Genomic DNA, 22,322 nt, shown 5'->3' on the forward strand with positions numbered 1-22,322 from the left:
GGCGGGAAAGGAAAGGCTCGTTGTCAGTGCCCCGGTCCATGATGGAATCCACAACCCGAGGGACCCGGAGGTGATGCGATGGCAACCGCAGACGCCGTGCTGGTGATCGGCGCTGGCATCATCGGTCTGTCCACCGCGTACGCGATCACCCGCACCGCCCCCGGCACCCGGGTCATCGTGCTGGAGAAGGAGCCCCGCCCGGCCCAGCACCAGACCGGCCGCAACAGCGGCGTGATCCACAGTGGGATCTACTACCGCCCGGGATCCCTCAAGGCCCGCTACGCCGTGCAGGGCGCGGCGGAGATGGTCAAGTTCTGCGCCGAGCACGACATCCCGCACGAGGTCACCGGAAAGCTGATCGTCGCCACCGACCGCGCCGAACTGCCGCGGCTGCACGCCCTGGTGCAGCGCGGCAGGGAGAACGGCATCCCGGTGCGCGAGCTCGTCCCGTCGCAGATAGCCGAGTACGAGCCGCATGTCCGCGGCATCGCCGCCGTCCACGTCGGCACCACCGGCGTCTGCGACTTCCGCGCGGTGACCGAGACGCTGGCCCGCCTCGCCCAGGACGCGGGCGCGGAGCTGCGCTACGGCCAGCGGGTGCGGGCGATCACCGAGCGCGGCGGCGAGGTGGTGGTCTCCAGCGCCGACGAGGAGTTCCGCGCCACGGTGCTGGTGAACTGCGCGGGGCTGCACTGCGACCGCGTCGCCCGCCTCACGGGCCTGCGCCCAGCGATGCGGATCGTCCCGTTCCGGGGCGAGTTCTACGAGCTCGCGCCATCCGCCGCGGACCTGGTCCGGGGACTGGTCTACCCGGTGCCGGACCCGGCCTTCCCCTTCCTCGGCGTGCACCTCACCCGCGGTGTGGACGGCGGCGTCCACATCGGGCCCAACGCGGTACCGGCGCTCGCCCGCGAGGGCTACGGCTGGCGTACGGTGAGCCCGCGCGACCTCGCGCAGACCTCCGCCTTCCCCGGCACCTGGCGGATAGCCCGTCGCCACTGGCGGTACGAGATCGACGAGGTCCGCCGCTCGCTGTCCAAGCGCGCCTTCACCCGCGCCGTACAGCGCCTGCTCCCCGATGTGCGCCCGGAGGACCTGATACCGGCCGCCTCGGGCGTCCGCGCCCAGGCGGTACTGCGAGACGGCACCCTCGCCGACGACTTCCTCTTCGCGGGTACGGGCCCGTACGTCCACGTGCTGAACGCGCCGTCCCCAGCGGCGACCGCGTCCCTGCCCATCGGCCGGGAGGTGGCCCGACGGGCGCTGGCGGCACTGGCCGCGGCGTAGCCGCGAGGGCGTCCCCGCGTTGCGCGAGGCGATCGCCGACCGTTCGCCTCCCGGACTCGCGGCCCCGGGGCCTTCGCCGCCGCCCCCGTAGAATTGGGTGCACTGTGTCTGAGTCCCGCGCCCCTGTGTCCACTATGTCCACCGTCGACGCCGAGAACACCCCCGCGCCCCGCGGGGGCAGGCCGATGTTCCCGAACGGCCCGGTGGCGCGTCCGCATCCCAACGCGCACCACGAGCAGCGGATCCGTACGTTCCACCCGCGCCGCGGCCGGGTGACCGCCGCGCAGGGTGACGCGATCAACCGGCTCTGGCCGCAGTGGGGCCTGGACATCGACGGCGCCCCGCTCGACCTCGCGGCACTCTTCGGCACCGCCGACCTCCCGGTCGTCGTGGAGATCGGTTTCGGCATGGGCGACGCGACCGCGCAGATGGCGGCCGCCGACCCCGGCACCGGCATCCTCGCCGTGGACGTCCACACCCCCGGCCAGGGCAACCTGCTGTGTCTCGCGGAGCGAAACGGACTGTCCAACATCCGGGTGGCCAACGGTGACGCGGTCATCCTGCTGCGCGACATGCTGCCGCCCGCCTCGCTCGCGGGCCTGCGGGTCTTCTTCCCCGACCCCTGGCCCAAGGCCCGCCACCACAAGCGCCGGATGATCCAGCCGGAGTTCGTCTCCCTTGCCGTCTCCCGGCTCGCCCCCGGCGCCGTCTTCCACTGCGCCACCGACTGGGAGCCGTACGCGGAGCAGATGCTGGAGGTGCTCGGTGCCGAGCCGGAGCTGCGCAACGCGTACGACGGCTACGCGCCCCGTCCGGACTTCAGGCCGATGACCAAGTTCGAGCGACAGGGCCTGGCCAAGGGCCACGTCGTGCACGACCTGGTCTTCACCCGCCGCTGACCCCAACCGGCCCGCACCGGCCTCGTACCGTGCGCGCCCCCACCGCGCCACCGCCGGGCGCGCCCGCCAGCCACGGTCCGACGCGGCGTCGCGCGCACCACCCGTTCGGCCTTAGGCTCGACGGGTGTACTCGCACCCGCATTCGCCCGGTCCCGTCGGGTCCCAGCACACCGGGCCGAACGGGTACGGGCCCACCGGCCCGGCCTATCCGGCGCCGGGCACGAACCCCACTCCGGGGCCCCACACCCACGGCGCGCACCCGGTCCCTTCCTACGAGCAGCAGCCGCAGTTCGCGCTGCCCAAGCACTGGCGGTACAAGCCGCGTCGGGCGTTCTGGGAGAGCAAGGCGCTGCGCGCCGGTGCGCTGATCGCCCTGCTCGCGCTGTGCGGCCTGGTCATTTTGGCGATAGTCCGCCAACAGACCGGCACCGAGGGCTTCCTGGTCGGCCTGGCGTTGGCGGTACTGCCGGTCCCGCTGCTCGTCGGAACGTTTCTGTGGGTCGACCGCGTGGAACCGCAGCCCTGGCGGAACCTGGTCTTCTGTTTCGCCTGGGGGGCGTGCGCGGCAACGCTTGTCGCGCTGCTCGCCAACAGTTATGCGACGCATCTGCTGGCGACGACGTTCACTTCGCACCCCGGGGAGAGCGATACCTGGGGCGGGACCTTCGTCGCACCGCTGGTGGAGGAGACCTGCAAGGGCACCGCGGTACTGCTGATCTTCCTGTTCCGCCGCCGCGACGTGCAGGGCATCGTGGACGGAGTGGTGGTCGCCGGGATCACCGCGACCGGCTTCGCGTTCACCGAGAACATCCTGTACATCGGCAACGCCTTCGGCGAGGACCAGGTGCTGGGCTCAACCGGCCTGGGCTCCACCACGATCGCCACCTTCTTCATCCGCGTGATCATGTCCCCGTTCGCCCACCCGCTGTTCACCAGCATGACCGGCGTCGGTTTCGGCATAGCGGCGATGAGCCGCCGCGGCCAGGCACGCCGCTGGTTGGCACCGCTCGGCGGCTGGGTGATAGCCATGCTGCTGCACGGCATATGGAACGGTTCGTCGTCGCTCGGCCAGTTCGGCTTCCTGCTGATCTACGCGGCCTTCATGCTCCCGGTCTTCACCCTGCTGGCGTGGCTGGCGGTCTGGTCGCGGGGCAACGAACTGCGCACGATCCGCGCCCAGTTGCCGGTGTACGCGATGGCGGGCTGGCTCGCGCCGCTCGAACCGGTCGCCCTGTCCTCGATGAAGGCCCGCAAGCTCGCCCGTGACCTGGCCCGCGGCTCCCGCGGCCCGGCCGCCGCCCGCGCGGTGCGCGAGTACCAGTCGTTCGCGACCTCGCTCGCCTTCCTGCGGGCCCGCGCCGCGCGGGGCGACGCCGACCCGGACTTCACCGTCCGCGAGCAGGAGTTGCTGCACCACATGTGGCAGCGCAAGGCCCTGGCCCAGCCGCTGCTCGTCCAGGCCGCGTACTCCGTCCTTCCGCCGGTGCCACCGGTCTGGCCGGGCCCGCAGTTCCCGCCACCGCACTACGGCCCCTACGGCCCGCCCCGCTGAACCTCACCGTTGAGCCTCAGCGCCGGGCGGCCACCCAGCCGGGCAACTCCCGCAGCCCGTCGAGCCGCACATCGGCGCCGCCGTCCGGCCCCTGCTCGATGAACCCCCACGGCCCTCGCCGCAACAGCCCCGCCCTGAGCCCGGCCTGCTTGGCCGCGATGACGTCGTTGTCGACCCGGTCCCCCACATAGAGGATTTCCGCCGCCTCACACGGCGCCGCGTCCACCACGCGTCGGAAGAACGCCGGATCGGGCTTGCTCACCGCCCAACCCTCGCTGGTGGCGATCAGATCAACCGGCAGTTCGCACGCGACCAGGTCACCGTGCGCCCGCACCGGTTGGTTCCCCGCGATCCCCACCCAGAGCCCCGCCCGCTTCAACTCCGCTATGCACGGCCGCACATCGGGATAGAGGTCCGCGCTGCCGAACCCGCACGACTCCCCCGCCGCCTTCCGCCTGGCGTCCTCAACCTGCCAGTCGAAGTCCTCCCGAAACACCCGCATCGCCGACAGCAGCGACTCCCCCCGAGCCACCGCGGCCCCGACAACCGCCGAGAAGGTGTGCCGCGGCACCCCCAACCAGTCCGCCCACCCCGCGAAGACCCTGGTCTCATCCACCAACGTCTCGCCCACGTCGAACACCACAGCGCGAATCATGCGCGCAGCCTAAAGCGCCGTTCCCGCAGCCCACTTGGCCGGGCGGGGACGAGGGTCGCGATAATGCGCGGGAGATCCGGCACAGGGGGGACCAATGATTGATCTGCCGTGGTGGGGTGTGGCCTGGGCGGTCGCCGTCGGGGGCGGCTGGGCCAGCAAGAGCGTACGGCAGGCCTTGCGGACCCGGCACGAGCGGAAGCTGCAGCGGCTGGCCGCCGAGGAGCGCAGGCAACTGGCGTTGGACGCGGCCAACAAGCCGCCGGAGCCGGTCTGCGGGTGTACACACCATCTGGCCAAGCATGACAAACAGGGCAAGTGCCATGAAATGGTCGAGGCGCCGACCGCCTGGGACGCGGAGCGGAAACCAGTCAGCTACGAGCCGCGGCGGTGCAACTGCCAGCAGTACGTGGGGCCGCAGCCGCTGGCGACGGTGTACGCCGAGGAGATCGTGGATCTGGAGTAGGACCGCGCGGTGGGGGGTCGGGGAGTGTCAGTCCCCCTCGCTAGAGTCTTGATCAGCAGAGTCTTGATCAGCGTCGAACTGGGGCCCGGCGGGGGCTGGTTCACCGGTTCGGCGTGCCGAGCACGCACATCACACGGGGGACATCATGAGAACACGCACCGCAGCCGTGCTGCTGGCCGTGGTCACGGCCGTGGCGGCCTGGACCGCCGTCCCGACCGCGTCCGCGGCGCCGGTCTACTCGGGACGGGGCTGGGCGATAGAGACCAGTTGGGGCATCCATTCCATCGACCGCTCCAAGCCGTACACCTTCACCTTCACCTCGGCCGCCGCAAGGGACCGGCTGACGCCGTACATCGCCCCGGTGCTGGGCCAGTTGAGCAGCGCCACCGGCGCGAAGTTCGTCCTGAGCCGTACGGTGGAGAACTTCACGGGCAACTGCCCGACCAAGCACCACCTGGTGATGAGCCTCAACTACCGCCCACTGAACGGACAGAAGGGAATGAGCCGGGCGCTGCCCTGCTACGACACCGTCGACCACTCGGCGTTCGGTGGCATAGCCAAGATAGACAGCGAGTACTGGACCCCCGCCTGGAAGGACCCGGACTGGTGGAAGGCGAACGCCGTCGTCCATGAGATAGGGCACCTGGTGGGCCTGGACCACCCCAACGCCAAGGACGCCAAGGGCAATGACATCCCGTTCAAGTGCGTCACCGACGCCCAGGGTTTCCGCCCTCTGATGTGCAGCCCGAACGGCGGCTACAGCGGCAGTCGGGGCGGACGGTTCACCGACCTCGACCTGGCGGGGCTCAGGCAGCTCGGGCGCAACTGGACGGCGTGACAGCACGCCCCGGCCCGCCCCGCAGCGACAATTCGGGCGGGGTTAGTCTCAGGAACCACACAGAAGTTGTTTATAACGGGAGGTAGCGCGGATGCCCAGGATTCCGGGTTCCGTGGCGGCCGCGGCCGGGCTGATCGGCGGCTATGGCGTGGCGCGTTGGACCAAGAAGCGGCCGCTGGGCGGTGCCGCGCTGGCGGTGGCGGGTGCCTTCGCCGCGCGGGACTGGAACGGCAAGGCCGGGCTGAAGACGGCCGCCACGCTGAGCGGGTTGTACGCGGCCGCCGCCGCGGGCTCGCACCCGCTGGCGAAGAAGGTCGGCGCCTGGCCCGCGGTCCTCACCGCGGCGGGCACGGTCGCGGCCGCGGCGTGGATAGCCGCCGACCGCAACTACTGACAGGTGGTGCGCCGACGGCCCTGGTGTCGGGGGATGGCACCGGGGCCGTCGGCAGTACACGGGACGCACGAGCGGCACGGCGTCTACGGCGCGGCATCGGGCGGGGCAGGGCCGACCCAACGGCGCTGAACGGGCGCTCAGTACGCCTTCTTGTTGAAGATTATACCGATACCCCGTGGTCCCGCAGCCAGGGCAGCGGATCGACCGGTCCGCCCCCGCCCGGCCGGACCTCCAGGTGCAGATGCGGCCCGGTGACGTTGCCGGTCGCGCCCACCCGGCCGATGACGTCGCCGGTGGTGACCTTGCCACCGGTCTTCACCATCGAGGACAGATGGCAGTACCACAGCTCGGTGCGGTCATCGAGGGTCAGCACGATCCGGTACCCGTACGAACCGGCCCACCCAGCGGAAGTGATCGTTCCGCTGTGGATGGCCATCACGGGAGTGCCGGTCGGCGCGGCGAAGTCCTGACCGGTGTGGGTGGACGACCACAGCGAACTCGCCGCGCCGAATCCCGCGGTCGGGGTGTAGGACATGACGGGTTTGCCGTAGCTGGTGGCGAGTTGGGCGGCCCGCTCGGCCTCCGCCTTGGCGGCGGCCTCCTCGGCCGCCTTGCGCCGAGCGTCCTCCTCGGCCTTCTTCTTCGCCACCTCCTCGCGCACCTTGCGCGCGGCGGCCTCCTTGGCGGCCCGTTCCTCGGCGGCCTTGCGCTCCGCCTCGCGTGCGGCGGCGTCGGCCGCGGCCCGCTGGCCCTGCGCCTGGGCCAGGATCCGGGTGCGCAGCGACTCGCCCGGGTCCAAGGACGCCGCGGGGGCGGTGGCCGGAGTGTGGTCGGCGGCGGAACCGGTGACGGCGTGCATCACCTGCGGCAGTACGTCGGGGACCGAAACCGGAATGGAAACCGGCGACTTGCCCTGTGCGGCGGCCACCCCGCCCGCGCCGACCGCGGCCATCGCGGCGACGCCGAGCACCGTCGAACCACGCGAGACGGAGCGCTGCTTGGGCAGTCGGTGCCGCCCCCCGTCACCGGCGGACAGGTCGTCCGAGGGAACCGGAGCGGCCGGGTCGGGCGAGGGGGCGGGATCCGCGAGGGCGGGCTGCTGCGACGCCACTGGTGGCGCACTCCTTTCCTTCCTTCACGCCTACCGGGTTAGCTGACGGGTTCGGAAGCAGGAAGGTCTCCTACCGGCCCTGGCACAGGCCGGATTCACCCCACGGGATGGGTCCCCGGTTCCCGCGCCCGAGCGCGGGATTCGGCGTTGCGTTATCGAACGTTAATAGACCCGACGGCTTGTTTCCAACCCGTTCGGGGAAAACTGCGCCCGCACAGGCCGGTTGGCGCCCGCGCACCCCGGGCCTGGCCCACGTGCCGTCAGCGGTGGGCCCGCGGCGCGGGTAACGGATCGGCGGGCGGGCGGTGAACAGTGCGTCAACCACGTGAACCGGCGGAATCCGGCGGAACGCCAGCCCCTTCCCACCCGTCTAGTACGGCGTGAGTCTCACCGGCACGTTGTTCTTCGTCGTCCTGATCGCCGCGACGGTACTGATGGTCCTGGCCACCCTGCTGCTGTGGTCCCGTATCCCCGGACCGCAACTGGTGCGCTGGCTGTCGCGGCTGGTCATGATTTTGCTCTGCCAGCTGACGGCGATCTCCGTGGTCGCCGCGTGGATCAACACCAGTTACGGGCTGTACGCGTCCTGGTCGGACCTGCTGGGCACGAACAACAACGCCAACGCCGCCGCCATGCCGGGACCGCCCGCCTCGCAGGCCAAGTTCAGCCGGAGCGGTACCGGAATCCTGGACACGTACTTCCACGGCGCGCACTCCAAGCTCTCCGGCCAGGTGATCGTGTGGACCCCACCGGAGTACGACGACCCCAGGAACCGGAACATGAGGTTCCCGGTACTGATGCTGCTGCACGGGGTGCCCGGCTCACCGCAGTCCTGGCTGGAGCACGGTGGTATGCCCACCGCCTTCCAGAAGTTGGTGGACGCGAACAAGGCGCATCCGTTCATCCTGGCCATGCCGGTGATCAACCCGGGCAGCGTCGACACCGACTGCGCCGACATCCCGGGCCGCAAGGTCGCCACCTGGCTGTCGGCCGATGTGCCGAGCCTGATCAGGGACAAGTTCCGTACCGTCCCGGGCCCCAAGGGCTGGGGCGTGATGGGCTTCTCCACCGGCGGCTACTGCGCCGCCAAGCTCCCGCTGCAGTTCCCGAAGGTGTTCGGCGCGGGCGCCGCGCTCGACCCCGACCGGCTGTCCGGCGACCCGTCGATTCTGTCCGACCCCGAACTGCGCCGTCTCAACAGCCCGACCGACATGGTCCGGCACTCCAGGGCGGACGTGGGGATCTTCCTGGCCACCTCGAAGCAGGACCGTTTCAGCCAACCGTTCTACATCGAGCAGTTCATCCGCGCCGCGGAAGGCAGCACGGTCCGGGTGAAGACCGAGCTGCTCTCCACCGGCGGGCACAACTACGGCACGTGGACCAGCGAGTACCCGGCCGCCTTCGGCTGGCTCAGCCAGCAGCTCGCGGCACCACAGCGGTCAGCGCCTCGGAGGTAGTGGCCAGCGACGGCGTCGGATTCAGCGTCTCCTCGGTGATCCGGCCCGCCGCGTCGCTCAACTTGATCAGCACCGCGACCATCAGCCAGTTGGCCACCGCGGACGAGCCACCGTAGGCAAGGAACGGCAACGCCTTGCCGGTCAGCGGAATCAGGCCGGTGACCCCGCCCGCCACCACGAACACCTGCAGGGCGAGGGCCGCCGAGAAGCCCGCGGCCAGCAGCTTGCCGAAGGGGTCGGTCAGGACGATCGCGGTCCGCAGGCCGCGCTCCACCAGCAGTACGTACAGCAGCAGCACGGCGGTGATGCCCGCCAGGCCCAGTTCCTCGCCGACCGTGCTGAGGATGAAGTCGCTCTGCCCGGCGAAGCCGATCAGCCACGGGTGGCCCTGGCCGAGGCCGGTGCCGAGGATGCCGCCGCTGCCGAAGCTGAACAGCGCCTGCGCCGCCTGGTCGGAGACCAGACCGGCAGGGCGCTGGCTGGGCGGCAGGAAGATGTCCATCGGGTGCAGCCAGGCGACCACGCGCCCGACAACGTGGGAGGACGTAGAACCCACGATTCCGGCGCCCGCCACCGCCATGAGCAGACCGACGACCACCCATCCGGTGCGTTCGGTGGCGACGTACAGCATGATCACGAAGACGCCGAAGAAGATCAGCGAGGTGCCCAGGTCGTTCTCGAAGACCAGCACCAGCAGGCTGACCACCCACACGGCGATGACCGGGCCCAGGTTGCGGCCGCGCGGCAGGCTGATCCCCCACACCTTGCGGCCGACCAGCGCCAGCGCGTCGCGGTTGACCGTCAGGTACGCCGCGAAGAACACGGCGATGGCGAGCTTGACGTACTCGTCCGGCTCGATGGTCGCCCCGGGCAGTTGGATCCAGCGCTTGGCGCCGTAGGTGTCGCTGGGCGAGAACACCGGCGCTATCAGCAGCACCAGGGCCACCGTCATCAGGATGTAGGCGTAGCGCTGCAGCACCCGGTGGTGCTTGAGGAAGATCACAACCGCGATGAACATCACCACCGCGATCGCCATCCACATGACCTGCTGCGGTGTCTTGGCGGAGAAGCTCTTGGGGAACTCCACCCGGTAGCTGATGTCCAGGCGGGCGATGAGCATCAGACCGGTGGAGGACAGCAGCACCGCGACCGGCAGGATCAGCGGATCCGCGTACGGGGCGAAGCGCCGCACCGCGGCGTGCGCGGCCAGCGCCATCACGGCGAGGACACCACCGACCAGGTACAGCTTGCCGGGCACGGTGTCGTTCAGCGCCAGCGAGGCGCTGGCATAGCCGAGCATGCCGAGCGCGATGGCGCCGACTATCAGCACCAGTTCGGTGTTCCTGCGCCGATTCACCATGGGTGAAGCCACGCGCCCTCCCTTGATCCTGCGGTCCCCGCAGCCCAGCGATTCCAGGTGGGGATCTGCGGCATTGTTGCACGGTTACGCAAAGGTCCGTTCCGCCCGCCCGCGCCGGGCGCCCGCGACCGCCCCCAGCTTCCCGTACCCGGGGTTCGCCAGGCTACGGCGCGTCCCGCGTCACATCACGGTACGTCGCGCGCCGGACACCGGTTCAGTCGCCCCACCGCCGCCGTGGGCACCGGTGACTTCGCGCACACCCGCGCGCCCGGGGCCGCCGCCGCGCGCCGGAGGGCAAGCCCCACCCGCCAGCCAACCGCCCGCGCGCGCAAGCCGGTTGACAGCCGCCCCCGTGAACCGCTCATCGACACGGCCATATCTCTTTTGTCGCAACCCTGCCCCAAGATCGCTCATGAGTGCGAAGAACGATCAGAAGCACAACCTGCGTGATTACGCTTCCCCGCCATGAACGTCTCTCTGCTCGACGGCTGGTTTCCGTGGACCGTCCAAATCGTGGCCGCGCTGGCCTGCCTGGCCGCCATCGGCTGGCGGGACCGGAACTGGCGGCTGCGTCGGGCGCCGCTGGCCGTCGTGGCGTCCGCCGCGGTGACCGCCGTACTGGCGGTGGTCGTGGTCAGGGCGGCCGGGATCACCGATCCGGTGCCGTTCACGCTGTGGATCTGGGCAGGGGTGGCGATCACCGCGCTGGTGGTCCTGGTGGTCGGCTGGCGCGGCGCCCGCTGGTGGCGGCGGCTGCTGGCACCGGTCGCCATGCTGCTGGCCGTCTTCTGTGCGGCCAACGCGGTAAACCAGTCGCTCGGCTACTACCCGACGGTGGACGACGCCATCGGTGAGCTGACCGACAGCCCGCTGCCGCAGCAGATCACCCTGTCCCAATTGGGCACGGTGACCGGCAAGACCAAGACCGGCCGCATCGTGTCGGTGGACATACCCGGCAACGCCGGATTCCACCCGCGCCAGGAGCTGGTCTACCTGCCGCCCGCCTGGTTCCGCAGCAAGACCCGGCCCAAGCTGCCGGTGCTGGAGATGATCGGCGGGGAGTTCTCCGAGCCCGACAACTGGGTGCGGGCCGGTGGCGCCGTGGCGACCGCCGACGCGTACGCGGAAAAGCACCACGGCTTCGCACCGGTACTGGTCTTCGCCGACCCCGCCGGCGGCTTCAAGGTGGACACCGAGTGCGTCAACGGCCCCAGGGGCATGGCGGAGGACCACCTGGTCCAGGACGTGCCCAGGTACATCGAGAAGACCTTCGGCACCAGCACCAACGCCCGTAAGTGGGGTGTGGTCGGCTGGTCGATGGGCGGCACCTGCGCGGTCGACATGACCGTCGAGCACCCGAACGTCTTCACCCACTTCGAGGACATCTCCGGGGACATCGGCCCCAACACCGGTACCAAGCAGCAGACGATCAGCAAGCTGTACGGCGGCGACGCGGCGGCCTGGAGCGCCCACGACCCGCTGACCGTGCTGGCCCACCACGGCCGGTACCAGCACGTCACCGGCTGGTTCGAAAGCGGCGACCACGAGGGCAAGCACATCGCCCAGGCCCACAAGCTGTGCGCGGCGGCCACCAAGGACGGCATCAGCTGCAAGGTGAACGTGGCCCCCGGCTTCCACGACTGGCAGTTCGGCTCCCGGGCCTTCGCCCAGGCCCTGCCCTGGCTCGCCCAGCAACTCGGCACCCCCGGCGCCAAGCAGCTCCCGAAGCCCCACCACCCCAAGCCCCTGGCCGCCTCGGACCGACGCGGCACCGGCGCCCCCCGTACGGCGTGACCCGCGCGTCCCGGGCGCCCACCGCGCGCGACTGCAGGGCCAGCTGTCGACTCGGCCCTCAGCGCCGACTGCTGCTGGCCACGTATGCGGCGGAATCGGTTCCGCTGCGATTCAGCGGTGGAGTACGGCCTTGGCGAGAACGATGACCACTCCGAGGAGGAGGTTGACAGCGCCGTTGGCCAACACCATGCGCGTTGGGGCGCCACTGCGGATGACCGGGACGGATGCCCAGCCGACCTGTTCGAGCAGGGCGACGGTGAGTGCGAACCACGTGGTGCCCTCCACCCCGAGGCCGAAGAGCGGACTGATCGCCACCGCGACGGCGGGTGGGACGGCCACTTTGACGATCGGCCACTCGCTGACAGCCACCCGGCGGATCTCGACACCGGAAAGCGGTTGGCGCAGCAGCCGTTCGCCGACGACTCGCGCGTAGACATGTGCCGCCCAGAAGACGACGCCGGTGATGAGCAGCAACGCCACCAGCTTGACCCGGGGGAACGGGCCGAGCGTCCCGGCAGTGGCCACCACCGACGCTGCGAGGACCGAGCCGTAGACCGCACCGGCGTAGTCGGTCCGCCTCCCGGCAGTCGGCGTCGGGCCATCCCCGTGCGCTCGGTTGTGCGTGTTGGCTCGCCGTCCCACGCCTCCCAGGATCACTGCGGAGACGGTGACCCGCATGACGGCGGCCGTCGGTCTCGTTTCGAGGGGGTGCCGGGGGTCATCCGCCGGTGAAGGCTCCGGGGGTCATCCGCCGGTGGCGAAGCCCGGGAAGAGTGTCATGCCGCCGTCGACGTAGAGGGACGTCGATCGTGCCGAGTTCGTCGACCATGCGGGAGACCATGTCGACGACCTGGTCCTCCTGGGACACGTCCGCCTCGTGGGCGTAGGCCCGCACGCCGAACCCCTCGATCTCCCGCACCACCTCTTCGGCGGCTTCGCGGGGAGGTGACCAGCCTCCGCCGTCGCCGACGTCGGCCCTCAAGGGCGGGGAACGCCGCGCCTCACCCTGTCGGCGCGGCGGAGGTGCGCCCGCAGGGCGGTCTTTCCATGCTGGAGCGGGGACGGCCTGTCTCCGGATCGCACGCCGACGGGAACAGCGGCAGGGCCACGGTCAGCCGCGAGGAAGCGGAGAGCTCATGAGGCTTGTCGTTGACCTCAACCGGTGCCAGGGGTATGCGCAGTGCGCGTTCCTCGCCCCGGAGGTGTTCACCATGCACGGGGATGAGGCGCTGATGTACGACCCGCAGGCCGACGACAGGCAGCGGGAGAACGTGCGGCGGGCGGCGGACGCGTGCCCGGTCAAGGCCATCACCGTCGAGCCCGAGGACGCGGCGGCGGCCGGGGGGAAGGCGGGTGCCTCCCGTGTCGGTTGACGGATACCTGGAGGCGTTCCGGCGCTCGGGGAGCATCGTCATCGTCGGCGCCTCCCTGGCTGGCCTGCGGGCCGCCGAGGCGCTCCGCGACGAGGGATTCACCGGCACGCTCACCATGGTCGGCGACGAGCCCCACGAGCCGTACGACCGGCCGCCGTTGTCCAAACAGGTCCTGCTCGGCAAGGTGCCCGCCGACCACACGGCACTGCCGCGGCGCCGGGCGGTCGACGCGCAGTGGCGGCTCGGGACCGCCGCCACCGGACTGGACCTGGCGGGCAAGCGGGTCTCGCTGGCCGATGGCGACGCGGTCGAGTACGACCGGCTGCTGATCGCGACCGGCGTGCGGGCCCGCCCGTGGCCACACGAACTGGAAGCCGACCTCGACGGCGTCTTCGTGCTGCGTACCAGGGACGACGCCGCCCAGTTGCACCACCGGCTGAAGGCCGGGCCGCATCGGGTCCTGGTCATCGGAGCCGGGTTCACCGGCTCCGAGATCGCCTCCGCCTGCCGGGAGCGGGAGCTGCCGGTCACCGTGGCGGAACGCGGTGCCGCTCCGCTGGTGGGGGCGCTCGGCGGTGTGGTCGGCGAGGTGGCCGCGGAGCTGCAGCGCGCGCACGGCGTGGATCTGCGGTGCGGGGTGCAGGTCACCGGGCTGGAGGGGGACTCCGCGGGCCGGGTGCGCAGGGCCCACTTCTCGGACGGCACCGCGGTCGAGGTGGAGGTGGTGGTCGTCGCGCTGGGCGCGACCCGCAACACCGAATGGCTCGCGGACTCCGGTCTTGGGGCCGGGCCGCGCGGCATCGCCTGCGACGCCGGATGCCGGGCCTTCGACGTTCGGGGAATCGTCACCGACGACGTCTTCGTCGCCGGTGACGTCGCCCGCTCCCCGCACCCGCTCTTCGGCTACCAGTTCCTCTCCCTGGAGCACTGGGGCAACGCGGTCGCGCAGGCCGAGATCGCGGCCCACAACATGGTCAGCGCGAGCACGGACCGGCTCCCGCACCTGTGGATGCCGTCCTTCTGGTCCGCCCAGTTCGGTGTCAACATCAAGTCCGTCGGCGTGCCGCCCATGGCCGACCAGATCCTCGTCACCCAGGGGTCGCTGGCCGAGCACCGCTTCACCGCGGCCTACGGCTACCAGGGGCGGGTCATCGCCGCCGTCACCTTCGACCAGGCGAAATGGCTGGACTTCTACGAGCGGCAGATCGAACAGGCCGCCCCGTTCCCACCCGAGTTCCCCACCGTCGACCGGCGTCCCGAAGGGATGCGGCCAGTGGCGGCCGGATTCCCCGACCCCTCGCTGCCCAGCCACGGCCCCACCGTCACCCTCAGCGGCCACTCACCGACCGACCGGCGTGTCTCGTTCTCCCCGCACCGCGCCTGACCCGGGCGCTTTCGACAACGACGCTCCGGCTGAAGCACTGGAAGGAACTCGCCATGACGTCGGTCGCACTCCTGCGCCAGATCACCGACTACGCCAACCGCCCCGACCCGTATCCCCTTTACGCCGAACTGCGCAAGACACCCGTGGTGCGCGACGAGGACGGCCCCTACCTGGTCAGCACATACTGGGAGATCAAGAGCCTGCTGCACGATCCGCGGGTCAGCTCCGACGCCCGCAATCTGACCCCCGAGGCAGCCAGGGGCACTGATCTGGAACAGGACCCGAACCTGCCACCGGCCTTCATCAGACTCGACCCTCCCGAGCACGACCGGCTGCGCCGACTGGCGATGCGCCCGTTCGGCCCCCCGCACACCCCGCGCCGGGTGTTCGACATGCACGGCGAACTCACCGAGATCGTCTCCGGTCTCATCGACGCCCTGCGCGACCGGGATGCCATCGACCTCGTCGACGACTTCTCCTATCCCTTCCCCGTCACCGTGATCTGCAGGCTGCTGGGTGTCCCACGCGAGGACGAGAAGCACTTCCACGAGTGGGCCGACACCATCGCCGCCAGTCTCGACCCCCCTGGCACTGACGAGGAGCGCCAGGCCCAGCAGGAGTCCCTCCGGCAAGCCCGTGGCGACCTCGCCGCCTACCTCGCCGGTCTCGTCGAGGAGCGCCGCCGCGCACCGCGCGACGACATGCTCTCCGCCATGGCCACCGACCACGGCCCGGACGGTCAGATGTCACCGGTGGAAATCATCACCACCGCGGCTCTGCTGCTGGTCGCCGGCCACGAGACCACCGTCAACCTCATCACCAACGGCATGCTCACCCTGCTGCGCAATCCCGACGTCCTCCAGCGGCTGCGCTCCGACCCCGGCCTTGCCGTCCCGCTCGTCGAGGAACTGCTGCGATTCGAGCCCCCCGTGCAGATGCTTCCGCAGCGCACCACCTTGGCGGACATCGACATCGCCGGGACCATCATCCCCAAGGGCGCGCCGCTCTATCTGATGGTCGCTTCCGGCAGCCGGGACCCGCAGCGCTTCACCGACCCCGACCGCTTCATCCCCGACCGCACCGACAACCAGCACCTCGGCTTCGGCCACGGCCTCCACAACTGCTTCGGCGCCCCCCTCGCACGGCTGGAGGCGCAACTGGCCCTCACCGAACTCGTCCGCCGACTCGACGCCCCTCGCCTGGTCGAGGATCCGCCCCCCTACCGCCGCAACGCGGTCCTGCGCGGCCCCCGGCATCTGCCCCTCACCGTCAGCGGGATCAGGGACTGAACCGTACCCGCTCATGTCTCACGTGGTTCGCCTGTTCCCCGGGGCAGTTCGCGCCCCGGGGAAACGGAACGTGGACCACAGGACGTGACCGCTCAGGGCCAGCACCCAGGCGGGGAAGACGAGTTCGGACCAGGCGATCGTGCTCACGAGGAACAGCAGGACCAGCCCGGCGAGATAGCCCAGCCAGGTGAGCCAGCGGGGGAAGACACCGACCCGATGCCCCACGGTCGTGGCACACAACGTGAAGACCGCCGCCATGCGCATCGCGTAACTCGCCAGCAGCGTCAGCGTGACGTGGCGTCCGAGCTCCCACGACGCCCACTGGCCCGTCAGGTTGAAGGTGCCCGCGACTGCGATCAGGCCGTTCACCCAGGCCGAGAGGACGAACACCACCGCCATGAACAACAGTCCGCTGCCCAGGAGAAGCGCGTCGAAGAACCTGTCCTCCTGCCCGTGCACGATGTGATCCCGGACCGCGCCCATGAACCACAAGAAGGACACACCGGCGAAGGGCACCAGCCCGAGCGCCGTACGCACCGCCTCGCGGTGGCCGGGGTCGCCGAGCCAACCGGCCGAAGCGCTGGGGTGGCCGGGAATCGCGATGCGGGCCAGGACCAGAGCAGCGCTCAGCAGCAACGCGAACACCACCCCCGCCGCACCCGCGGCGCGTGGCGACCGCAGCGCTCGCGCCGCCCGTCCGTTCACCGCCCGCATGAAGTCTCCCGCCGTCGCGGCCACCGCCGCATGAGCCGGGCGTGTGCCGCCGACCCCATCGTGCCAAGCGGCGCCGGGCGACCGGCCGTTCGGCGACACCCGTCCCCGAGGTCACCACTCCCATGGCCGCACCGCCATCCCGGCAGCGGCTGGTCGGCGACGCGAGGGGGCCGCCGTCGTCCCGCGGGCAGCCCGTCATGGGGCTTTCAGTCACGTTGCCGGTCGAGGGCATCGTCCAAGGTGGTGGCAGCCATGATCAACGACAGGTGGGTGAACGCCTGCGGGAAGTTGCCCAACTGCTCACCGCTGGGGCCGATCTCCTCGGCGAACAGGCCGACGTGGTTGGCGTAGGTCTGCATCTTCTCGAAGGCGTACCGAGCCTGGCGCAGGCGTCCGGCACGGGCGAGGGCGTCCACATAGAGGAACGTGCACAGACTGAACGTGCCCTCGGAGCCCCGCAGGCCATCAGGCGAGGCCGCGGGGTCGTAGCGGTAGACGAGACTGTCCGACACAAGGGTGTGCTCCATGGCGTCAAGCGTGGACAGCCAACTCTCCGTCCGGGGCGCCAGGAACCCCACCCGCGGGATGAGCAGCAGCGAGGCGTCGAGTACGTCGCCTCCGTAGTGCTGGGCGAGCGCCTGTTCCCTGTCGTTCCAGCCGCGCTCCATCACCTGCTCGAGGATCGCGTCGCGAGCGGCGGTCCAACGCGGGGCGTCGGCAGGACGGCTGTAATCGGCGGCCAGTCGCAGTCCCCGGTCGAAGGCCACCCAGGACATCACCCGGCTGAAGGTGAAGTCCTTGCGCCCGCCGCGGGTCTCCCAGACGCCCTCGTCGGGGCGGTCCCAGGAATCGGCGAGCCAGTCCAGTGTCCGGGCGAGGTTCTTCCAGCCGTGGTAGCCAGCCCGCTTGGCGACCTCGCGTCCCTCCGCCAGGGCGTAGAGCACTTCCCCGTAGATGTCCAGTTGCAGCTGATCGGCCGCGGCGTTCCCCGCCCGCACCGGATACGAGCCGCGATAACCCTCCAGGTGCGGAAGGACCTCCTCCGGCAGCTCGGGGTCCCCGTCCACGCGGTACATGATCTGAAGGGGTTCACCTCCGGCGCCCTCCTGGCCGTGGAGCCGGTCCCCCAGCCAGCGGGTGAACTGCGCCGCTTCCTCATCGAACCCCAGGTCAAGCAGGGCGCGCACGGACAACGACCCGTCACGGACCCAGGTGTACCGGTAGTCCCAGTTGCGTTCGCCCCCGATCTGCTCGGGCAGCCCCATGGTGGCGGCCGCGACGGGGGCACCAGTCGGCGCGTAGGTGAGCAGCTTGAGGGTGATCGCCGACCGGTGCACCACCCCCGGCCACCGGCCCCGGTATCGCGAGACGCGTATCCAGCGCTGCCAGAACTCCACGGCCGCCCAGAACTCCCGCAGCACCCCGTCCACCGTCGGGGACGGCGGGGGCTGCGCGTCCGGCGCGTCGACGGTGAGGACGGCACCGGCCACCTCACCCGCCTTCAAGGTGACCGTGCTCCGCACATCGCCGCCGTCCCGCTGCAGCGGAAACGTGCCCTGCAGATGCGCGGCGACCCCGGGCGCCCGGAACGTGGCGGTGCCATCCCGCAGCTCGAGTTCATGGGCGGCCCGGCCGTAGTCGAGCCGCGGTCGGCACTCCAGGACGAAGCGCACCGAGCCGCGTACCGCCCGCACCCCGCGCATCAGCACATGCCGGTCGGTGGGCGTGCCGGCGTGGTCCGCAGGCATCCAGTCGAAGACCTCGCCGACCCCGTCAGGCGACATGAACCGCGTCACCAGAACCGCGGTGTCGGGATAGTAGAGCTGCTTGCGGACGGTGCCCCGGGGCTCCGGCGCGAACCGGAAGTAGCCGCCGCGGTCGTGGTCGAGCAGAGCGGCGAAAACACTGGGCGAGTCGAACCGCGGGGTCGCCCACCAGTCCACGACCCCCTGGGACGAGACCAGGGCCGCTGTCTGAAGGTCGCCGACCAGGCCATGGTCGGCGATGAGTGGGTACCGGTCCATGACCACCCCGCCTTCCCCCCACCGCTCCTCCCACTGTCACCCTCATCCGCCAGGCCCGCGAGGCGACAAGAGGCGTCCCCGGCCGCCAGACGGCCGGAAATGGCGCAGCGCCCCAGCCAGCCGAGGCCGACCAGGACGCTGCGTAGCGGGTCAGAAGGGGTGCCCCGCTTTTCCAACGGCGGGCCATCAGGGCTCGAACCCTGAACCAATGGATCAAAAGTCCAGCGTGGGTTTGGCGTGCTTGCCAGTGCGCTGGTGGGGGCTGTGTTTGGCGTGTTTGCCGCTGCTGTCGTGGTGGGTCGGGGCGGGCTTGGCGTGGTGAGCGTGTGCGTGGGCTTCGTCGACCGCTCGGGCTTGGTACTGGCCCACATCGAGGAAGTTGCGAACAGTGTCGGGGTCGTCGCTGTCCAGCGCGGCTTCGCCAGCCTCCCGCAGGGTGGGACCGACGGGGCCGCTGAGGATGCGGGCGATGCGGATGCGGTCGTCCTGGAAGCGGGCTTCGTACTGGCCGATGTCAAGGAAGCGCTGTACGTCCTGCGGGGTGCCCCTCAGCGCGGCCTTGCCGGCTTCTTTGACGATGGAGCCACCGCCGTTGATGATCTGGCTGACGCGTACCCGGTTGTCCTCATTGCGTGCCTCGTACTGGCCGACTTCGAGGAAGTAGCGGATCTTCTCGGGATCGTCGCTGATAAGCGCCAGGTCACCGGCCTTGCGTACGGCGAGGCCGCCGACGCTGATGATCTGGGCGGTGCGGATGCGGTCGTCGTTGTACCGCGCGATGTATTGGGTGGTCTCCAGGAAGTGCCGCATGTCGGCCGCGGTCCCGTCCAGCGCATGCTGGGCGGCCTCGCGCAGGTACTGACCGCTGTACGGGTCGGCGAGGACTTTCAGGATCGCGACCCGGTCCTCCTCCGGGGAGGATGTTGGTCCTGTCGGCGTGTCGGCGGCGGTCTGGGGTGCGCCGGTAGCGGGCGGTGTTGTGCTTGGCGCGGTGGATGCGCCTGCGGTGTGGTTGTCGGGGATCGTCTCGCAGCTTGTGTGGGTTGTTGGTGTGGTGGCGGCCAGCGCTGGCGAGGCCAGTGCGATGGCTGGCGCCACAGCGGCGACAGCGGTGATGATCAGCTTCTTCATAAGTGATCCGTACGGTCCTTCTCTACGGTGAACTACGTGCGTTCCGGGGCGAGTCGGCACTCTTCGCCTGCAGCGCGAGCGGTGTCGGCGTAGCGCCGGATGCGCTGCGGCGGGGGAACGAGCAGTCAGTGGGGCATCGCGGCGCAAGGCGAAGACCACGCCCCGTGGCATTGGGCGGAGGAGAGGACGCCTACCACGGGCCTTAGCCGCCCACAGCGCGGCGGCCGCGCTCAGCGCCCTGTGATGTGGCCTTGGCAGGCGTCGGCCTCAAGTCCGTTGCCGTGCGAGGCGGTTAGGGGGCGAGGGTGATTTGGTCGTGGATGCCGGTGGCGTCGACGGCGGGGTAGAGGGAGAGGCGGCCGGTGTTCCAGCGCACCAGAACATCGTTGGAGACGGTGTTGGTGGTGAAGGCGCCAGCGGCCACCACGGTGGCGTTGGCCCAGGCGGACTTGGCCTGCTCGATACGGACCTCCTTCGGGATGCCCTTGGCGTTCAGGCCGGGGTAGATGGTGGTCTCGCCGTCCTTCCACCGCACGAGCAGATCTGCGGTCTCCTTGCCGGTGAACTCACCCGCGGTGATCTGGTCCGCGTAGGTCCAGGTGGTGTTGGGCTTGGCCAGCTGCGTCTCGCGCTTGACGCCGTTGGTGGCCAGGTCGGTGTAGAGAGAGGTCTCGCCGTCCTTCCAGACCACGATCAGGTCGTCCCTGCGTCCGCCGGGGGTGAAGCGGCCGACCGTCATCTGACGGGCGTCCTTCCACGTGGTGTTGGGCGCGGCGAGTTGCTTCTCGCCGTGGAAGCCCTTGGCGTCGACGGTGGTGTACTGGGTGATCTTCCCGTCGTCCCACCGTACGACCAGACCGTCGGTGGTGCCGCCGGTGAAGTTGGCGCTGTCGATGGAGACGGCTTTGGCCCATGCGCCCTTTCGTGGTGCGAGTTGGTACTCGGCTGCGAAGGGCCTGGCCGGATCGTTGCCGTCGGCGCCCTGGTACAGGGTTACCTCGCCGTCGGTCCATTGGACGATGAGGTCCATGTGGCGGGTGCCTCCCGCCGATCCGCCGGTGTAGTAGCCAGCGGTCATCTGCTGGGCGTACTTCCAGGGTGCTTTGGCGAAGGTGCTGGAGTAGCGGATCTGTTGGATCCAGGCGGCGAGGTCGTCGACCCGGGTGGCCAGTGCCGCGGTGCGGGTCTGTTGTGAGTCGAGGCAGCCGCCTTGCCAGGAGCGGGTGGCCACCGCGGCCAACTCGGCGCCTGCGCCGCTGGTTTGGCGGAGCAGGGGTGCGCCGGTGTCGCCCTTGCACAGGGCCGCCTGGGTGCCGGGCTTGGCGTTGACGGCGAGGGTGGTGTGCTGCGGGGTATCGACGGTGAAGGCCCCGGTGTGAGGGTGGTTGGGTACCCACTCGTCCTTGGTGCGGCCGTATCCGGCAGCCGTCAGGTCGTCGCCGGTCGCCGGGGCGGTGGAGGTGATGGGGAGGATGGGTATCCCGGTGACGGGTTTGGCCAGGCGGGCCATGACCAGGTCGCGGTCGGGGCGTGGCACCAGCTGGGTGATGTCGGCGACGGCGCCGGTGCTGCTGGACAGGTCGGCGCGGCCGACGGTCGCGGTGGCCTTCCCCTTCGGTGCCCCGGCGGGGACCGTGGAGCCTTGCTGGGGGTCGTCGGCGAAGCAACTGCTCGCGGTGAGGACCCACTGGTCGTCCACGAGAGTGCCCGTACACGAGCGCTGGGCGTCGCCCACGGTGATGTCCAGCTTCGCCAGGTACGGGTAGGCGCCGTCTTGGGCTGGATCACCTACCACGGCATGGGCTGCCGTCCCGGTGAACAGCCCGGCCATCGCGGTGGCGGTGGTGGTGGTGACAAGTGCGGTGAGCCACGCGGCGCGTGGACGTCTGCCAAGCATGTGTGCGTCTTTCAGGAAAATGGAGGCGGTCAAAGGGGCGAACTGACGCAAGCGGAGGCGGCGTTAGCCGGTGACGCGCAGTTCGACGAGGACGGCGCGCTTCCCGCTGGTGCCGGACTCGCCGAAGGGCTTGTAGTCGTTCTTCGCGGCTTCGATGACGGTTTCCTTGTCATCGCTTTTGACCGTGGCCTGGACGGGGTGGTCCTGGGTCCAGATGCCGTAGGCATCGGGCAACTCAAGGGTCAACTCGCCCTGCCTGCCACTGACGGCGAAGCAGAACTGTTTCTGTGCGGTCCGCGACTCCACCATGATCGCGTAGGAGGACTTGCAGTCGGTCAGCAGGATGTGGCCGTCGCCCCGCTTGAGGAGGATCTGCTTGTCCTGGAAGATCTTCGCCGCTCCCGGGTAGGCGAAGTCCTCCACGGCCGAAGGCATCGTGTCATCGCCCGAAGAAGCCGTAGCGGAGACGGACGGGGCTGGGGACGGGGTGGGGTCCGCTGGGGCGGCGTGTGCGGTGGTCAGGGTCGCGACTGCGGCGCTGATGGCCAGCGCCCCGGCAACGCTCGCCATGACGAGCCGTCTGCCAGTGGGTATCACGGTGTTTTCCTTCCCCATGGTGGGACAGCACAGCAGTGAAGTACCTGTGAACTGACTATGTAGAACCTGTGCATAGGATGCTACTGGCACACGTCAACGCCAT

General features: G+C 70.2%; 20 protein-coding genes, 1 pseudogene and 1 riboswitch. Of the genes and pseudogenes, 11 read left to right on the top strand and 10 right to left on the bottom strand.

What is annotated here, in order from left to right:
• Positions 1-78: 78 nt before the first annotated feature.
• From lhgD to NON19_RS19095, 3 genes are all read left to right on the top strand, one after another.
• The gene (gene lhgD / locus NON19_RS19085) at positions 79-1,287 is read left to right on the top strand and encodes an L-2-hydroxyglutarate dehydrogenase (RefSeq protein WP_255929682.1); all 1,209 of its coding nucleotides are present in this window, start codon (positions 79-81) and stop codon (positions 1,285-1,287) included.
• Positions 1,288-1,421: 134 nt separating this feature from the next.
• Positions 1,422-2,186, top strand: a complete 765-nt coding sequence (gene trmB / locus NON19_RS19090) for a tRNA (guanosine(46)-N7)-methyltransferase TrmB (RefSeq protein WP_255929684.1) — start codon at positions 1,422-1,424, stop codon at positions 2,184-2,186.
• 124 nt (positions 2,187-2,310) lie between these two features.
• Positions 2,311-3,738, top strand: coding sequence for a PrsW family glutamic-type intramembrane protease (locus NON19_RS19095; protein ID WP_255929686.1), 1,428 nt, complete (start codon positions 2,311-2,313; stop codon positions 3,736-3,738).
• A gap of 16 nt (positions 3,739-3,754) precedes the next feature.
• Here the strand turns inward: NON19_RS19095 and NON19_RS19100 are convergent, their stop codons facing one another.
• Positions 3,755-4,393, bottom strand: a complete 639-nt coding sequence (locus NON19_RS19100; protein ID WP_255929688.1) for an HAD family hydrolase — start codon at positions 4,391-4,393, stop codon at positions 3,755-3,757.
• 94 nt (positions 4,394-4,487) lie between these two features.
• Here NON19_RS19100 and NON19_RS19105 point away from each other — a divergent pair, with 94 nt between their 5' ends.
• The 3 genes from NON19_RS19105 to NON19_RS19115 all read left to right on the top strand — a co-directional run bounded on the left by NON19_RS19105 (position 4,488) and on the right by NON19_RS19115 (position 6,088).
• Positions 4,488-4,856, top strand: a complete 369-nt coding sequence (locus NON19_RS19105) for a hypothetical protein (protein ID WP_255929690.1) — start codon at positions 4,488-4,490, stop codon at positions 4,854-4,856.
• 145 nt (positions 4,857-5,001) lie between these two features.
• Positions 5,002-5,694 (top strand): M10 family metallopeptidase domain-containing protein, encoded by a 693-nt coding sequence (locus tag NON19_RS19110; RefSeq protein ID WP_255929693.1) that lies wholly within the window; start codon positions 5,002-5,004, stop codon positions 5,692-5,694.
• 91 nt (positions 5,695-5,785) lie between these two features.
• On the top strand, positions 5,786-6,088 hold the full coding sequence (locus NON19_RS19115) for a hypothetical protein (protein WP_255929695.1): 303 nt from the start codon (positions 5,786-5,788) through the stop codon (positions 6,086-6,088).
• Between the two features lie 160 nt (positions 6,089-6,248).
• On the opposite strand, the gene NON19_RS19120 is transcribed toward NON19_RS19115, so the two are convergent.
• Complete coding sequence (locus NON19_RS19120; protein WP_255929697.1) at positions 6,249-7,199, bottom strand: M23 family metallopeptidase; 951 nt, start codon at positions 7,197-7,199, stop codon at positions 6,249-6,251.
• 12 nt (positions 7,200-7,211) lie between these two features.
• Positions 7,212-7,356, bottom strand: a riboswitch (cyclic di-AMP (ydaO/yuaA leader).
• Between the two features lie 223 nt (positions 7,357-7,579).
• Here NON19_RS19120 and NON19_RS19125 point away from each other — a divergent pair.
• Positions 7,580-8,656, top strand: a complete 1,077-nt coding sequence (locus NON19_RS19125) for an alpha/beta hydrolase (protein WP_255929699.1) — start codon at positions 7,580-7,582, stop codon at positions 8,654-8,656.
• Here NON19_RS19125 and NON19_RS19130 read toward each other — a convergent pair.
• Complete coding sequence (locus NON19_RS19130; protein WP_255929824.1) at positions 8,610-10,016, bottom strand: FtsW/RodA/SpoVE family cell cycle protein; 1,407 nt, start codon at positions 10,014-10,016, stop codon at positions 8,610-8,612. The genes NON19_RS19125 and NON19_RS19130 overlap by 47 nt on opposite strands.
• 465 nt (positions 10,017-10,481) lie before the next feature.
• Between NON19_RS19130 and NON19_RS19135 the strand changes: the two genes are divergently transcribed.
• The gene (locus NON19_RS19135; RefSeq protein ID WP_255929701.1) at positions 10,482-11,810 is read left to right on the top strand and encodes an alpha/beta hydrolase; all 1,329 of its coding nucleotides are present in this window, start codon (positions 10,482-10,484) and stop codon (positions 11,808-11,810) included.
• A gap of 111 nt (positions 11,811-11,921) precedes the next feature.
• Here the strand turns inward: NON19_RS19135 and NON19_RS19140 are convergent, their stop codons facing one another.
• Together NON19_RS19140 and NON19_RS19145 are read right to left on the bottom strand one after the other, a co-directional pair.
• Complete coding sequence (locus NON19_RS19140) at positions 11,922-12,452, bottom strand: hypothetical protein (protein ID WP_255929702.1); 531 nt, start codon at positions 12,450-12,452, stop codon at positions 11,922-11,924.
• A 157-nt stretch (positions 12,453-12,609) separates the two neighbouring features.
• Positions 12,610-12,750: pseudogene (locus tag NON19_RS19145) on the bottom strand (sugar dehydrogenase); the annotation flags it as partial.
• Between the two features lie 196 nt (positions 12,751-12,946).
• Here NON19_RS19145 and NON19_RS19150 point away from each other — a divergent pair.
• The 3 genes from NON19_RS19150 to NON19_RS19160 are packed head-to-tail and all read left to right on the top strand — an operon-like array spanning position 12,947 to position 15,856.
• On the top strand, positions 12,947-13,183 hold the full coding sequence (locus NON19_RS19150; RefSeq protein ID WP_255929703.1) for a ferredoxin: 237 nt from the start codon (positions 12,947-12,949) through the stop codon (positions 13,181-13,183).
• The gene (locus NON19_RS19155) at positions 13,173-14,567 is read left to right on the top strand and encodes an NAD(P)/FAD-dependent oxidoreductase (protein WP_255929704.1); all 1,395 of its coding nucleotides are present in this window, start codon (positions 13,173-13,175) and stop codon (positions 14,565-14,567) included. Before NON19_RS19150 ends, NON19_RS19155 begins: the two co-directional genes overlap by 11 nt.
• A 53-nt stretch (positions 14,568-14,620) precedes the next feature.
• A complete protein-coding gene (locus NON19_RS19160; protein ID WP_255929705.1) occupies positions 14,621-15,856 on the top strand; it encodes a cytochrome P450 in 1,236 nt (411 codons plus the stop codon).
• Between the two features lie 18 nt (positions 15,857-15,874).
• Here NON19_RS19160 and NON19_RS19165 read toward each other — a convergent pair whose 3' ends face one another.
• The 5 genes from NON19_RS19165 to NON19_RS19185 form a co-directional block, all read right to left on the bottom strand.
• Positions 15,875-16,570, bottom strand: a complete 696-nt coding sequence (locus NON19_RS19165; RefSeq protein ID WP_255929706.1) for a hypothetical protein — start codon at positions 16,568-16,570, stop codon at positions 15,875-15,877.
• A gap of 206 nt (positions 16,571-16,776) precedes the next feature.
• Positions 16,777-18,594 (bottom strand): glycoside hydrolase family 15 protein, encoded by a 1,818-nt coding sequence (locus NON19_RS19170; RefSeq protein WP_255929707.1) that lies wholly within the window; start codon positions 18,592-18,594, stop codon positions 16,777-16,779.
• Between the two features lie 213 nt (positions 18,595-18,807).
• Positions 18,808-19,725: an ALF repeat-containing protein gene (locus tag NON19_RS19175; protein WP_255929709.1), complete on the bottom strand. Its 918-nt coding sequence runs from the start codon at positions 19,723-19,725 to the stop codon at positions 18,808-18,810.
• A gap of 292 nt (positions 19,726-20,017) precedes the next feature.
• Positions 20,018-21,622 (bottom strand): S1 family peptidase, encoded by a 1,605-nt coding sequence (locus NON19_RS19180; RefSeq protein ID WP_255929711.1) that lies wholly within the window; start codon positions 21,620-21,622, stop codon positions 20,018-20,020.
• 63 nt (positions 21,623-21,685) lie between these two features.
• Positions 21,686-22,192: a hypothetical protein gene (locus NON19_RS19185; RefSeq protein ID WP_255929713.1), complete on the bottom strand. Its 507-nt coding sequence runs from the start codon at positions 22,190-22,192 to the stop codon at positions 21,686-21,688.
• Positions 22,193-22,322 lie beyond the last annotated feature (130 nt).

The organism is Streptantibioticus rubrisoli, from assembly GCF_024436055.1.
GTDB classification, from domain to species: domain Bacteria; phylum Actinomycetota; class Actinomycetes; order Streptomycetales; family Streptomycetaceae; genus Streptantibioticus_A; species Streptantibioticus_A rubrisoli.